This is a genomic window from Alteromonas sp. G4i35 (assembly GCF_054960375.1).
In genome coordinates this window covers 97699-112222 of sequence record NZ_JBHNZD010000020.1, presented here as the reverse complement: position 1 = coordinate 112222, position 14524 = coordinate 97699, and the positions used below count along the sequence as shown (strand labels likewise).

The 14524-nt window shown below is 45.3% G+C and carries 11 protein-coding genes; 2 read left to right on the top strand and 9 right to left on the bottom strand.

All coding sequences use genetic code 11. The features are described from left to right. From ACFI6L_RS14170 to ACFI6L_RS14160, 3 genes are all read right to left on the bottom strand, one after another. Positions 1-760: AMP-binding protein (locus ACFI6L_RS14170; protein WP_462574243.1), on the bottom strand; the 760-nt coding region annotated here is incomplete at its 3' end. A gap of 368 nt (positions 761-1128) precedes the next feature. Then, positions 1129-1707 (bottom strand): EF-hand domain-containing protein, encoded by a 579-nt coding sequence (locus ACFI6L_RS14165; RefSeq protein ID WP_014949496.1) that lies wholly within the window; start codon positions 1705-1707, stop codon positions 1129-1131. A gap of 302 nt (positions 1708-2009) precedes the next feature. After that, a complete protein-coding gene (locus ACFI6L_RS14160; RefSeq protein ID WP_371342357.1) occupies positions 2010-4379 on the bottom strand; it encodes a DNA polymerase II in 2370 nt (789 codons plus the stop codon). A gap of 301 nt (positions 4380-4680) precedes the next feature. Here ACFI6L_RS14160 and ACFI6L_RS14155 point away from each other — a divergent pair, with 301 nt between their 5' ends. Then, entirely contained in the window at positions 4681-5712 is a 1032-nt protein-coding gene (locus ACFI6L_RS14155; RefSeq protein WP_069944954.1) for an MBL fold metallo-hydrolase, read from the top strand. Positions 5713-5781: 69 nt separating this feature from the next. Here the strand turns inward: ACFI6L_RS14155 and ACFI6L_RS14150 are convergent, their stop codons facing one another. From ACFI6L_RS14150 to ACFI6L_RS14125, 6 genes are all read right to left on the bottom strand, one after another. Then, positions 5782-7110, bottom strand: a complete 1329-nt coding sequence (locus ACFI6L_RS14150; RefSeq protein ID WP_278346037.1) for a sensor histidine kinase — start codon at positions 7108-7110, stop codon at positions 5782-5784. Continuing rightward, complete coding sequence (locus ACFI6L_RS14145) at positions 7110-7694, bottom strand: chemotaxis protein CheX (RefSeq protein WP_014949492.1); 585 nt, start codon at positions 7692-7694, stop codon at positions 7110-7112. Before ACFI6L_RS14145 ends, ACFI6L_RS14150 begins: the two co-directional genes overlap by 1 nt. After that, complete coding sequence (locus ACFI6L_RS14140; RefSeq protein WP_014949491.1) at positions 7691-8056, bottom strand: response regulator; 366 nt, start codon at positions 8054-8056, stop codon at positions 7691-7693. The genes ACFI6L_RS14145 and ACFI6L_RS14140 overlap by 4 nt, the downstream gene beginning before the upstream one ends. A 267-nt stretch (positions 8057-8323) precedes the next feature. Further along, positions 8324-9499 (bottom strand): pyridoxal phosphate-dependent aminotransferase, encoded by a 1176-nt coding sequence (locus ACFI6L_RS14135; RefSeq protein ID WP_014949490.1) that lies wholly within the window; start codon positions 9497-9499, stop codon positions 8324-8326. A 19-nt stretch (positions 9500-9518) separates the two neighbouring features. Next, a complete protein-coding gene (locus tag ACFI6L_RS14130; protein WP_014949489.1) occupies positions 9519-10340 on the bottom strand; it encodes a sulfite exporter TauE/SafE family protein in 822 nt (273 codons plus the stop codon). Between the two features lie 116 nt (positions 10341-10456). After that, on the bottom strand, positions 10457-13105 hold the full coding sequence (locus ACFI6L_RS14125; protein ID WP_371342358.1) for a TonB-dependent receptor plug domain-containing protein: 2649 nt from the start codon (positions 13103-13105) through the stop codon (positions 10457-10459). A gap of 401 nt (positions 13106-13506) precedes the next feature. Between ACFI6L_RS14125 and ACFI6L_RS14120 the strand changes: the two genes are divergently transcribed. Next, complete coding sequence (locus ACFI6L_RS14120; protein WP_371342359.1) at positions 13507-14487, top strand: LysR family transcriptional regulator; 981 nt, start codon at positions 13507-13509, stop codon at positions 14485-14487. Positions 14488-14524 lie beyond the last annotated feature (37 nt).

The following is a 14524-nucleotide window of genomic DNA, read 5'->3' as shown; positions in this document are numbered from 1 at the left end:
TCATTGCTTGTGATACTAATAACCCATTATTTAGAATGTTTCGGTGCGTTAACGTTGCGCCTTTCGGATTTCCCGTGGTGCCAGAGGTAAACTGAATATTGATGTTATCATCCGCGCTAAGGTTCGATTCAACGGCCTCCAACTGAGACTCGAGCGCTTCCGTTGGTTCTATTTGCAATGCAGAAAAAGCCTGTAATCCTTCTACAGGCTTATCGCCAATAGTGTATACATATTTAAGTGAAGGCAACTTAGCAAGCGTTAGAGGACGCTTTGGTGTGTTCTTATCTTGGCTGTCTATTTCTGGCGCAAGCTCTTTCAACATGGCGACGTAATTTGACTGCTTGAACGACTGCGCCATGACTAAGTATTTTACGGCAACGTTATTAATGGCAAACGCTAATTCATCAGGACGATAAGCAGGGTTCAGGCATACCATGATCGCCCCGATTCGCGCAGTGGCCATCTGTACGATCGACCATTCGATATTGTTCGGAGACCATATGCCCACACGGTCGCCAGGTTCTACACCGTTTGCAAGTAAGCCGCAAGCAACACGTTCTACTTCATACCAATACTGCTGATAGGTCCAGCTAACGTCTTGATGTTTTACAATAATCGCTGGGTTATCGCCATAATTGTCGACAACATTTTTGAAATACTGACCGATAGTGAGCGACGTCAGCTCAGCGTCATCAGAGCCAGTAAACTCACTTTTCTGAAGAGGGAGTAGTGAGTTCGGTGTAAATTTTGATTCCATCATATCTTGCCTCCATGCGCGTACGCATCTGATTTATATATAAATAATAGAGTTGGCTGTTTCGGCTTTTGGTTCCAAATAACCAATGGCAACAATTGCAGTAAATGCTGAATACGCAACGAATAAAACAAATAATTCAATCTTTATTAACAATATTGTTGCAAACGGGTTTTGTCGACAAGATGTTAGTCGTATATGGGGTTATTCAACGATGAATTTGTGTGATTCGTCGTACACGCTGAAAGGAGAGTAATAACTAAAAGTGACAATGTATTTGATGTCTAAAGAAAATTGTCTCGACTTTAATGAAACAAAAAAGCCTCCGACGAAGGAGGCTTCCTAAAAATTTTTACTTTACGAAAGGTGAGTGTCTATTCAGACTCAATACCTTCGAAGTAGGCACGATATTCCATACGGGTAACGTAAGAATCGCCATTTTCGTCCATCATCTCAAAGTCACCTTCGACATGTGCAACCTTTAACTCCTCGGCTGTAAGCTTACCGTCGCTGTCTACATCGATTTCAGTAAACTTATTGTCGGCTGTGGCTGACATTTCAGTACGAAGCTCCTTATTCTTCTCTGATATCATTTCACCGTCTGCTTTAGAGAATAATTCAGGGTTGCCCTTTTCCGAGAGTAGAGCGTCATTGGTGCCTTCAGTTTTCACCTGAGTAATGATGTCGTCGCTAAACATTGATGGTTTTTCATCAACAAACTTGTTGAATTCAACACGGCTAATCATGCTGTCACCATCGGTATCCATTTTTGCGAGAAGCTTACTGTCAATAACGCCAGAAGACTCTGAACCGACGATATAGCCGTTTCCATCCTTATCCATTGCGTTAAATCCCATCGAGATCTTCTCTTCGTGGTGGCCTGCTACTGCTGAAGCAGATAGTGTTGCAGCAATAACAGCACTGGTAATCATACTTAGTTTTGTGATCTTCATAATCAAATTCCTTCTGGCTTTTACAGTGAACTCGGGCGTTCAATTGCCCTAACCACTAGGTCCACAGACCTCAACATAGGTGCAGATTGGAAGTAAGTTTCAATCTGACACCGCTAATGACTTACGTAATTCATTATTCATTGAATGTGCCAAATGCATAACTAACTGATTTAGTGAGGTAATAAAAATTTAAGGCGAGGTTTTCAATGTTATTGCTATGTTAAATTGTCGCAGTGTTTGCAAGATCTTCATACGTCAAACTTAAGCTGTTCTCAGATATAGATAGAACCCCATTAATGAGATTAAAACAGCGAGAGTTGATCGTTCGCTATTGTCTCAAAATTCAGGCCAATAAGAGGCAAGATACTATCGGCAATGGGTTGAATTTGTTTTTCAATATAGTGGTCATATTGAAGGGGGGCCGTGGCGGTTTCTGCGGTTTGAGGGCCCTGTACTGTAATGACATAGGCAATGGTAGTATTAAACTGATAGCGAAGTGGCAACCCCTGTTCTTTATAGTACTCGTCCGCTAATCGCGCTGCCTTTACGTGGGGAGGCAGCGACTTGGTATACGACGACAAAGGCTTTCGCAGCCGCTTTTTATAGACCAAAGCGTGATCCATTTCACCGGACTTTATCGCTGCCATCGTGCTATTTATGTAGTCTTCAACAGGCTTTCCAGTAAACACTTTTTTGTACAGCTCGTACTGGAAGGTTTTAGCTAATACCGTCCAATCAGAGCGGACATTTTCTAAGCCTTTAAAGACAAGTTCACTGCCCTTCATTCCTGCGTAACGTTTTTTGCTGCCTTCGGAAGAGCCTCGGATCGTCGGCATAAAAAACGTAGAAAAGTGAGATTCAAACTCAATTTCTAAGTGGCAATCAATGTCGAACTCACTTTTTAGTAACTCAGTCCACTTTCGATTAATAATGCTAGCGAGCTCAAGCCCAGTTTCTGACGGCGAACCCAGTGCATCATTCCCTTCTACATGAACAAATGTTGAGTCGGTATCACCGTAAATAACCGTATAGCCTAGTTCTTCAATCCAACCCGCAGTGGTTTGCATGATCTCGTGACCCCTTAATGTGATTGAGCTAGCCAGGCGAGGATCGTAGAAGGGGCAGCCGCCACTACCAAGCACACCATAGAAGGAGTTCATTAATATTTTGATGGCCTGAGAGCGCGGTGCGTCTTTCTGTTTTTTGGCTTCGTCGCGCTGAAGCCATAGGTTTTCAATGATGGAAGGTAGAAAATGAGATTCGCGGCTAAATACTGCGCCTTTAAAACCTTCTATCGCCGTGTCAGGAGACTTAAGCCCTTCTGCAAGTCCTAACGGGTCGATTTTAAATGTACGAATGATGGAAGGATATAGGCTCTTAAAATCGAGGACTAAAACGTCTTTATATAAACCTGGCTGGGAACGCATGACATAACCACCCGGACTAGCCAAGCCTCCATTTTCAGGTCTTACCCCCGCGACATAAGACTTGCGGTGAAGCTTAGGCAAGTACACATTTAAAAACGCGGCCACTGACCCTCCGGGGCGACTCATATCTAGGCCGGTAAGAATACTGCGCAGCGCCAGAAAATCGATAAATTGGGTTTTATCCTGAATGCGATTGACCAGTTCCGTGTCTTTAAAGTTATAGTTAGCTAGTGCAACAGGGTCGCTATGATAAAGACGCTTTATCGCTTCAAGCTTGTCGGCAGCCTGAATAAGCTTATTTTCGCCAAGCAGTTCTTCAGATACGTGATCGAGCGAGAACGACTCGAATTGATAAGTCATTGTTTTTAGTGCTTCGATACCATCAATAACGCATCGTCCTGGCACATCAACGAGGGTTTGATCCTCCCACTGCCTTACAGAAGCCTCTCTGCCATGGCGGCCGATAGCATACTTTAGCGAGTTAGCCCTAGCGCGGCGTTCAAGTACCGCCATATCGAACTGTTTAACATTCCAGCCTAAAATGATATCTGGGTCGTGGGATGTAAGATATGAAAAAAATGCTTCAAGCAGTGCTTTTTCTGATTCAACGACAATGAGCTCGTACGCGCTGTCTTCTTGTCCTTGCAATGTTTGCCCAACAAAACGTGGCGGGCATAGAAGCAGCACAATGTTGAGTCCTTCACCGGCTAACGCAATGCTAAAGAGTTCTTCATGCTCATTGCATTCGATGTCTATGCTAAGTGATGTAAATGTGGTTCTGAATTGACAGGGTCTGATTTGCGCATTTTCTATAATGATCTGAGACGTATCGTCGAAATCTTGCGGAGCCAGAAATTCCACCGCACCATACACAAAGCGCTCCATTAAGTAGCGATCGGCAACGCGAATATCCGCTTCGTACAATATAATACTGCTTTCCTGCGCATGCTGGCGAAGCTGATGCATATGTGATTCGGTTGCGGTTTTTACCGTCGCAACAGGAACTTGTTCCAGCGTGTAAAACCCGTCATCTGAAATACTGATCTTTGCTGAAATACGCTCGGCGATTTTGCGTAAATCATTGGCGTGATCAACAGATACAAAGCAAGTGGGGTATTGGGGTGAAGAAATTAACCTAGCGGTGCTACTGGGCGTTTTTACCCATAGCTCAACATAAACCTTGCCTCGCCGGGTAAACGTACTTTTATTGAGTATGAACCCTTGTTGTATTGTTGAGGCTGACATGAATCTGATTTACTAACCGGCTTTGTTGACGTTAATTTCTTTAAATAGCCTCATGGGCGTGTACGTTTTATAAACTCGCATTACCATTATCTGTTCAATAACTGGGGCAAAGGTGCAATAAAAATGCGCTACCACTGTGCACGAGAAACGGCAGTAGGCTTAGTATAACGTTTGTTATCACCTACTCCTATAGATCTCTATTCGACAGATATGTTTGTTTTTGTAAGCAGCGCGAGTTAAAACGAAAACGTACAGTCTTTGTGCACGTTAGACCATGCACGATAGAAAAGGTGAGGGCGATATGGAATATCTATTCGATAAACAGGTAGAGCCGGGCGAGCTAATAGAAGTGGCCGATGGTGTTCTTTGGCTAACAATGCCGCTTCCATTTGAACTTGACCACATAAATTTGTACCTGATCCGCGGTGAAGGCGGTTGGGTGGTCATTGATACTGGCATAGGAACGTCCACCACCAAAGCGCTGTGGGAGCGTATATTCAAGCAATTAGACGGGCCAATAGTTGGTGTCATCGTTACGCACTTACATCCTGATCATGTAGGGTTAGCGGGCTGGATAGCCGACACGTATAACGTCCCCTTTTATATGTCTCAAATTGAGTACTTTACTGCCAGAGCGTTTGCGGCAGGAAGAAATGGCGCAACGAATGAGCGGGATGTGCAATATTACCAGCGAGCAGGTTTAGACGAATCCATGATCGCAAAGCTTACTTCTGGTGAAGGCAATGGCTACAGCAGCGTTGTTTCACCACTACCCATTAGCTACACCCGTCTAAAACATGGTATGACGCTGTCGCTTGGCGGTAATGAATGGCAGATCATCATTGGCCGCGGCCACTCTCCTGAGCATGCGTGCCTTTACAATAAGCAAAAAAATATTCTCATATCAGGCGATCATATTTTGCCGATTATCACGCCAAACATTGGCGCCTACTCAACAGAGCCTGATGCCAACACCTTAGACGACTACCTTTCTACGCTGCCGCAATTCAAGAATTTGCCCAAAGATGCGACAGTATTACCTGCTCACAAGCTACCCTTTATCGGCCTGCATGAGCGAGTAGATTCGCTTATTGCTCATCATCACGAGCACCTAAAAGCACTGTTAAATGCTTGCGAGCAACCTCAAACGGTCGTAGAGTTATTACCGGTTATGTTTAAGCGCAAGCTCTCTAGTCGCAACATGGTGTTTGCAGTAGCAGAGTGTTTGTCTCACCTTAATTACTTGCTTAATGAAGGAGTCATTTCGCGGACGTTAAACAGCAAGGGTGTGTATACATTTAAAGCCTGTGAAGTAAAAAAGCTTGCTTGTTAGTTCAGTCAGAGGACATACAAACAGAGTGAGGATTAACAACGTCCTACTCTGTACTGGGCTATCTGTTTTCTAGGCCGTTTGAGAGTTTTCCGTTTCGTTTTCTTTATTCTCTTCATTATCTTCACTGGACGGGGGCTGTGCTGCAGGCTGTTTCGGAATGGTGATCTCTACCACGGTTCCTTTTGCCTCTTTGCTGCTAATAGATATTTTACCTTGATGTTGTTCGATGGCGGTGTAAGCCACAGAAAGGCCCAGCCCTTGGCCTTGCCCTTCGGGCTTTGTAGTAAAGAAGGGTTCAAAGACTCGCTTTAGATGTTTCGTAGGAATACCGCAACCCGAGTCCAGTATTTTGATGGTCACCAACGTAGGTGAATCGAGCACAGTAAGTTTAATGAAGCCCCTATCTTCTATGGCCTGCGCTGCATTTATCATGACGTTCATTAGCGCCTGTTTCAGCGGCCCAGGGTTTCCCATTACCTCCACTTTCTCTAATTCACATTCAAATTTATATTGGGGCGTGCTGTACTGGGCGGAAATAAGCGTGATCAGCTGGTGACACACGGCGCAGATATCTACTATCTGCACACCTTCGGTAGTCTCCAGCGAAAAGTTCTTAAGGTTTTCGACGATGTCTTTTACGCGGGTAAGACCATCTGTCGATTCGGCAATTAGCTCAGTAATATCGTCCTTTAACAAGTCGTAGTGATTAGACTCAAACAGTGCGTCGACCTGCTCTTTAAGTTCGTCGGTGAAGTGTTCGAGTTGCTCCTGAACGCCATCACAGATCGCAATAAGGTGAGTTGCGTATTGCTCAAGTGTATTGAGGTTAGCGCTCACAAAACCAATAGGGTTATTAATTTCGTGGGCGATCCCCGCCGCTAGCTGACCAGTAGAAGCCATTTTCTCAGCCTGAATTAGCTGGCTCTGTGCGGTATCGAGTTTGCGAATTAACTTTTTTTGCGCTTCGTGTTCTTTCTTCAAAGCTTCAGAAAGCTTTTGCTGGGCTCTAAAATAGCTAGCTTGGGCGGTCACATCTTGCAGAAAAATACACGCCAATTTTTGCCCTGTGTTTTTGTCTTTAATGGGCAAGATTTCCATGTTTTGATACATCTGTGTTTCTTCACCCGTTATAGGGCGAGAGCTCTTAAACGGAAAGATGTGGGGGCGTTGTTCCCAGTAGCTAAAGCTAGGATGCTGCAGTACAAAAACTGACTTTAGTCTGCGTTTTAGAAACTTACCTTGTCCTTGAAATAACTCAACAACTGGCGTTTCTTTATAGCAGTCGCGCATATTGTGAGGAAGTCGATCTAAAAAGAAGTCGTTTAGATAAACAACCTTAAAGCTCTCATCGACTATACCAATTCCGACTGGTAATTTACCTACCAGTTGTTCAAACATTATGCGAGTAACTCATCCAATGTGTCTTTCATGCGTGCAAGAGATTCATCGTCTAAGCAGAAAACAACGCGCATGCTAAACGACGAGATCGCGATAATAAACTGCACTTCCATCACTAAGCTGTGCTGCCATTGCAACTCATCGAAGTTCGCTTTATCGGGCAAGAATAACGTGGGCATGTTCAAGTTAGTGGTAAGCTCCAACTGGTCGGAAAGACCAGCCAAACACGCACCTGCCAAAATGTTACAAAGCTCCAAGATAATCTCTTGAATGTCTTCTTTGCTTAATGGTTCATCGTAATCCATTAACGTTGCGACCTCACTCAATCCAGCTTGAGATAGCACAGACATCACTTCGCCGTGTACGTCGCCTAAAAAAGACTGACGGGTATAGAAAGCGTCTTCGGTTTCAAATAAGAGACTGTAAAGCTGGGTGGGAGTAACCGCTGAGATTTTTGGGATAGAAATATCAATTTTGGTTTCAATTAACTGCGCAAGAGAGTTAGCCGCTTGCCCCATGGAAATATTTAGGAGTTCTTGAAGGGCATCTCTTTGCTCTTCGTCTAGTGGTAGTACAATGCTCATAGATACCCCAACTCAAACAACGACATTGCTAATTCTTCTTTATCAAGCGGTTTGCGTAAAAAGCGCTTTGCCCCCAGAGACATGACAATTTTCTGTTTTTCTGGCTGAAAGTCAGCGCTAATCACAATTACATTTGGGGCGTCGGGCCTTTGGTGCAAGAATTCCAACACACCAACGCCGTCAACTTCTGGCATGGTTAGGTCTAAAAGTACCAATGCAAATTCACTTTCTGACAGCGCATTTATGGCTTCTTGCCCGTTTGTTGCTTCGGTGATGTCATACTCTAAATCTTGCGGAAGTGAGCGAATCACACTACGCCTCGACAACTTAGAATCATCAGCTACTAATACAGAAATTGACATTTACAGCCTCCTAGAGCGGCATTTAATGCGATGCCTTTTTAGTAAAGTATGTGCAACTTTAGCGTTACTGCAACAATACCGTAAAAATTTTCCAATCAGCGTATTCTTTGAGCAGTGGCGCTTTAAAATGAGTATATGACAGAAGTGACTTTTATGCGTATTAGACTTTTAGTTGAAAATGACTAGGAGAGTAAACGAGGAAGTAGCAGAAAATTTAAGTCTATAAGTAGCGAGGTGTGCATCGGCCGACAATGCACACCCTTGCAGCTAAGTATTTTGCATAGTGTACATTTTTTCAAGTGCACTGGGCATGGCATCAACATAGCGTTTTACATCGCCAATTTTTCCCATACTTACGCGAGACCAGTTGTCGTACGTACGGTAGATTCCTCTAATCAGCACGTCCTGTTCAGCCATGGCTTGGCGGAAGTACTCTGCGTTGCCGTCACCTAAATTAACAAAAATAAAGTTAGTACTAGAAGGTAGCGCTGTCAATCCATTTGCTTTTACTGCGTCCATAACCATAGATTTACCTTCATAAATTTTCTCTTTAGAGAAAGTTAAAAAGGCATCGTCATTGTAGCTGGCGATAGCCGCGGCAAGGCCTGCTTGATTCAATGTATAGCCGCCCATGCCATAGCGATTGATCCACTCAGTGTTTTCCTCTGATGCGATTAAATAGCCCACGCGCATACCTGCTAAGCCATAAATCTTTGAGAAGGTTCTCGCTACAATGACATTATGACCAGCTTTAACGAGCGGAATCATTGAATGCTTAGGAGGCTCATCGATAAGCTCGTTATATGCCTCGTCGACCAACACCAGTGTTTTTTTAGATGCTTTTATGCAGAATTCGCGAAGCTTATTCGGATCGAGCACTTTTCCCGTTGGATTGTTCGGGTTACAAATGTGCACCATACCAATAGAGTCGTCTATTGCGGCGTACATGGCATCAAGGTCAATATCAAGCTCTGCCGTATTAGCAACTCTCACTATTTCTGGCGCACCTTGTTTTTCAGGTGCTTTAGACGTGGTGTCCCAAAAAAGGTCCGGGCCCAGAATTTTTCCGTTCTTGCTGGCCGCAAGGGCGGCGTAGGAAAGAATAGGGCTTGAACCTGCGCTCAAAGAAATGTGCTTTCGAGTAATGCCATAGCGCTCGGCAATCATATCCAATAGCGTCATAGCGGCAGGATAAGCATAGTAGGCTCCACCTTCCGCCGATGCTTTTGCGATAGCGTCTAGCGCTTTCGGGCTCGGCCCAAACGGGTTCTCATTGGCATTGAGCTTTGCAACCCCAGGCTTTGGTCCATACATAACAGACGATGGGGAAGCGCTTGCGCTAACAGATTGGGCGCTCACAAGGTGACTTATGCCACTCGCACCTATTGCTGACGCTGCAACTGTGCCACCAATAAACAAGCGTCTTGAACGGTTATAACTCACGGGTTTTCTCCTTCTTCTTTTAAATGGCTTTATAGAACATTGCGCTAGAAACAATGACGAGATAGATGCCAAATAAGCGCTTTAGCTTCTTTTCACTGAAGTTGTGCGCCATTTTGGCTCCGATTGGAGCGGTAAAGATTGCCCCAATACTGATAGCAATAAGCGCAGGTATATTGATGTAGCCAATAGTGCCTACCGGCAACGAGGCGGTTTCAGGGTGCTTCATAAACAAAAAGCCAATGGCACCTGGAAGCCCGATAAGAAAGCCGACGCCTGCGGCGGTCGCAACAGCCTGTTGAATGGTGCGCTGGCACATCACCATAGTGATTACTGTCGGCGTACCGCCGCCTATGCCAAGCAGAGCAGAGAAACCACCCAGAACAAACGCCAAAACCGCTTTGCCTATGCCTTTAGGCATATCGAAAACAAGCCCGGGTCTTACAACGAACTCAGGGAAAAGGAAGTATACGGAGTAAAGTAGAACACCAGCGGCGAACACGACCGTTAAACCATTGGCGCTGGAGTTGTTTGCGATGAGCAGCCCGCCACCAACGCCAAGAATAAGCCAAATACTCCACGAGCGAAGAATGTCAAAATCCACCGCACCTTTAGCGCGATGCGCCATCACTGACCGAGCGCTTGATACCACAATGGATGCCAATGATGTTCCGATGGCTACCTTAACGAGGGCTTCTGATGGAGGAGTAAAAAACGGAAAAACAGCGAGAAGAGCTGGCACGACAACAAATCCCCCGCCATTACCAAACAGACCTGCCGTGATACCTGCAATGGCACCAGTTATACACAAAGTAACTACAAACCACAGTAGCTCTATTTCCATTTGCTTTTTACTCCGCATGAAACAGCTTTAAACATGAATGACCTTTTAAGTTTTTCTTATATACAGTTAACTACATACACAAACACCGACTTATGTCGGTGTTTGCAAGGAGCCAGTTAAAAACGGGCTGCAAGTCGGGTGTAGTAATATCCTCCCTGCCAATCAACCACCGAGGCAGAGTCATAGACTTCACCGCAACAGGCGTCGCCGTTAGTACTCACATCTGGGTAATTGTCGAAGAGATTTCTTACCCCCACTGACAGGGTGAGGTTTTCGTTAATAAGGTAGGAGCCCTCTATATCGAACATATATTCGTCACCGAAGGTTTGAATATTCGTGGCGTTTACCCCGTCATCGCTTCCCGCATTTTCGTATTCGCCAAAATAGCTAAGACGTGCAACGGCAGACCACACGTCGTAACTGTGGGTAACTGAGAAGACACCACGCATTTCGGGACGGCCATTTTCAAAGTCGAACTGATCCTCAGCGTTCAAGTATTCACTCGGATCAGAATCGAATTCTGTTTTGTTGTAATTCACAGAGCCGGTTAGCACGGTTGCGCCATACCTCGACTCCATCTTGTAAGTAGCAACAACGTCCACGCCTTCGGTTACGGTATCGAAAGCGTTTTGGAAGAAGAACACACCACCAATGGACTCGGCGCCAGAAACATTGGCACCTGATAGGGCTAGATAGTTTTGGTATGCGTCATAACCGTCTGCTTGAGGGTCGGTAACGACAGTGGTGGAAACATCTCGGGTAGACACAGAGTAAAGGCGGTCTTCAAGCTTGATGTTGTAGTAATCAACAGTGAGCGTTAAATCGCCATAGTTCGCAGTCATGCCCAGCGTAAAGTTGGTCGATTTTTCGGGTGAAAGCTCGTTGGCACCAAGCGCCCGCGCTACTTCGCCGCCGGCTGGGAACAAACCTGTTGCTACTGGGAAGCCATCGGGCAGACGTGTAGATACGTTGGTGGTGCCCTGCTGACCTGGAGTAGGGGCTCTAAAGCCAGTGCCAAAAGACGACCTAAAGCCTACTTCATCACTAAACTGATAGAACCCTGCTACTTTGTATACTACTTCTGAGCCAAAGTCAGAATAGTCTTCATAACGCAGCGCAGCCTGAGCAAACAACTCGTCTGTAATGTCACCAGAGATATCCGTGTATACCGCATATGAGTCACGCTCGTATGAGCCCGAATAGTCTGGTGAATAGCCAGGAAAGCCGTTGGAGCCAACGCCTACAACGGTATAAACGGCGTCTACTCCAGCGAATCCATCATCTTCAACCCCATCGTCGTTACTGTCAGCACTGGTGTAGTTGGCACAATTCAGAGTTGAACCGTTAGCAATGACAGCAGCGCCCAGTGCCGTAGTGGTGTAGTCGTCGTTACAAAACTCCCAAGGGTCGGATGTGGCGTAAGAGCCTGCAAAATAGGAACTTAGCTCGCCTTCAGAGATTTCGTATGACTCGTCTAAGTAACTTGCACCGAAGGCAAGAACATACTGGTTCAAGTCATAGGTGAAGTCAGCTTGAATCTGTGTTTCTTCGTTGGTTAAGTCACCCGGCTTAAATGAAGTAGGTGACTCGTTACCCAGTGACGGGTTAATGGTATTGGCTAGTGTGTAAGAGATTTCATTATTGCCGTAACGACCACTGATATCATAAGTAAGGTCGCCCGACATGCCCTTAACACCACCAACAAATGAGTAGTCAGTCACATCACCGAAGAAACGAGGCGTGAAGCCACCAGGGAAGAACTCTAGCGGGTTCCAGATTGAACCGTCCTCAAGTCGAATGTCTTCAATGGTGCCATTGCCTGGATAGCGATAATAGAATGAACCGTCACCTTCACTTTCTGAATAGTTACCGAATGCGTAGAGTTCAAGTTTACTGGATAGTGCGTAACCGGCGTTAAAGAAAACACGCGTCCCGCTTGTATTTGGTTGCCCCCATGGTTGGACTACGTCTGAACCATGAACGCTGTTGGCCATGGCCGTAGCATCAGCGATGTATTGATCTGACTGGTCATCCACACAAAACCATGGCTCACAATATTGCTCACCGCGAAAGGTGGCCTCGCTGTCAGAGTATTCGGCTGAAATACTGAAAAAGCCATCGTCGCCTAACGCGAAACCTTTATTCCCAGTAACGGTAATTTGATCGCCATCTCCTTCGTAGTAGCTGCCGTAGTCGGCAGTGAACGAGCCGCCTTCGGTGTTATTTTTTAATTGAAAGTTGATAACACCTGCAATGGCATCTGAGCCATATTGCGCAGCTGCACCGTCGCGCAACACTTCAACACTTTGAATTGCTGCGGTGGGAATAGTTGCGATGTCTGGCCCCTGTGTGCCAGAACCGCCAATTGAAACAAGTGCGGCCCTGTGACGACGTTTAGAGTTAACCAAAACAAGCGTTTTATCGGTGGGCATACCTCGAAGCGTTGCTGGACGGATAAATGTTCCGCCGTCGGAAATGGGTTGACGGCCTACGGAATAAGAGGGAACGAGTGTCATAAGGACATTGTTCATATCGGTAAACGCAACGGCTTCAACGTCTTCGGCGGTGAGTACATCAACCGGTACAGGGGAGCTGGTCACCGAACGCGGTGCACCGCGGGCACCAACAACGGCAATGCGTTCTAGGTCTTTGGCTTCTGTGGTTTCTTCAGTCACTTCTTGCGCCTGTACAAGCAATGAAGTAGTGAAAAGTGTTAATCCGGTAAGTGCGTAACGTACTGCAGTGTGGAGCTTTTTCTGTTTCATTTGTGTTCCCAATCGTGCTTATTGCTACTTAGTTTTGTGGGTGTGGATTATTAAAATCTGCACTCTTTTTAGGCACGCACGAGCACTACTTTGATGCGAGAAGCATCTTGTTATTGTTGTCTAGCTACTCGTGTACAAGAACAAGGCTAAAAACTCTTTGGCTTTGCAGGAAGAAAGAAGATTATTCAGGGGTATAAGAAAAATATTGAGCCGTCTCACAGGGCGCTAATTTAATGCTATTAGACTTAAGTATGGAGGAAGACAAGATTTTCATGCCCCACTGCTTTTAGCCCATTTTTACAATTTTGCTTCATATAACTTAATGGAATGGCATATTCGTTGCTGCCGTCTTCATTAAACCGTTCCCGTTCTAGAACTCACCACCTTTGTAAGGAGGGCAAGTGCATTCAAAACAGCTGCATTATTTTGTTATGACTGTGCGTAAGGGTAGTATTGCTGCGGCAGCGAGAGCATTGGATATCGCTCAACCCGCCATTAGTCAGCAGTTAGCAAGTTTAGAAAGAGAGATGAAAGCGACGCTGCTTGAAAGAAGTTTTTCGGGAGTAAACCTAACATCGGCGGGCGAAGTTTTTTATAAACATGCATTAAAGCTGCTAACCGAAATAGACAACGTTAAGGCCGCATTGGAAGCCTTTCAAACTGGACAAAAGAAGGTAGTAAAAATAGGAATGCTACCGTCAATCGGCAATGTGCTTTCTTTACCGCTGCTCACGGAGATAACGGCGAACCATAAAGGGCTCAAAGTCGAAATCAGCACTGGACCGTCTTACACCATTAATGATTGGCTTGAGTCAAAGCAGGTGGATGTTGCGCTTACTTATCAGCAAGCTGTCGACCCTAAATTCATGCGAGTCACACCGCTAATTCAAGAAGATCTTCATTTGGTTTTTTCTGCCTCCTCATCGTGTGAACAATACGCCAAGCTTCGAGATAGAACGACGATCCGTTTTTGGGAAATCAGTGAATTACCTTTGCTGTCACCGGGTAACAAAGATGCATTGGGTCAACTAATTGCTGACTATGAAAAAGCAACGGGCGTTAGTTTGCAGCACGATTTGGCTTATTCTGGACAACTCATGACTGGCCTTAGGCAAGTTATGCAGGGAGAAGGCGTGATGATCCTTCCTACATCAGCTATTTTTCATTTAAAGGAGTCTGGTCTAGTTTCATCACTGAAAATAACACAGCCAGAAATGCAGCGTACTGTACTCGCTGCGACAAACAAAAGTGCCAAGACGCTACTAGATAGCAGTCCGATCATTGATATTCTCAGAAAAGTAGTGGCTCAAGAAAACGCACTGAAACACTGGTGCGGTACGTTAGAATTTGCCGCTTCATCGTTAATAGCGCAACCTGCATAGCACTATGCCAACACAAGATAATGCTAAATCTCGCGTA

What these genes read in the sequence shown, in the direction of transcription:
- ACFI6L_RS14150 (WP_278346037.1), bottom strand. Translation starts at nt 7,110, where the DNA reads ATGTTTGAACAACTGGTAGGTAAATTACCAGTCGGAATTGGTATAGTC.
- ACFI6L_RS14155 (WP_069944954.1), top strand. Translation starts at nt 4,681, where the DNA reads ATGGAATATCTATTCGATAAACAGGTAGAGCCGGGCGAGCTAATAGAA.
- ACFI6L_RS14165 (WP_014949496.1), bottom strand. Translation starts at nt 1,707, where the DNA reads ATGAAGATCACAAAACTAAGTATGATTACCAGTGCTGTTATTGCTGCA.
- ACFI6L_RS14140 (WP_014949491.1), bottom strand. Translation starts at nt 8,056, where the DNA reads ATGTCAATTTCTGTATTAGTAGCTGATGATTCTAAGTTGTCGAGGCGT.
- ACFI6L_RS14125 (WP_371342358.1), bottom strand. Translation starts at nt 13,105, where the DNA reads ATGAAACAGAAAAAGCTCCACACTGCAGTACGTTACGCACTTACCGGA.
- ACFI6L_RS14130 (WP_014949489.1), bottom strand. Translation starts at nt 10,340, where the DNA reads ATGGAAATAGAGCTACTGTGGTTTGTAGTTACTTTGTGTATAACTGGT.
- ACFI6L_RS14145 (WP_014949492.1), bottom strand. Translation starts at nt 7,694, where the DNA reads ATGAGCATTGTACTACCACTAGACGAAGAGCAAAGAGATGCCCTTCAA.
- ACFI6L_RS14160 (WP_371342357.1), bottom strand. Translation starts at nt 4,379, where the DNA reads ATGTCAGCCTCAACAATACAACAAGGGTTCATACTCAATAAAAGTACG.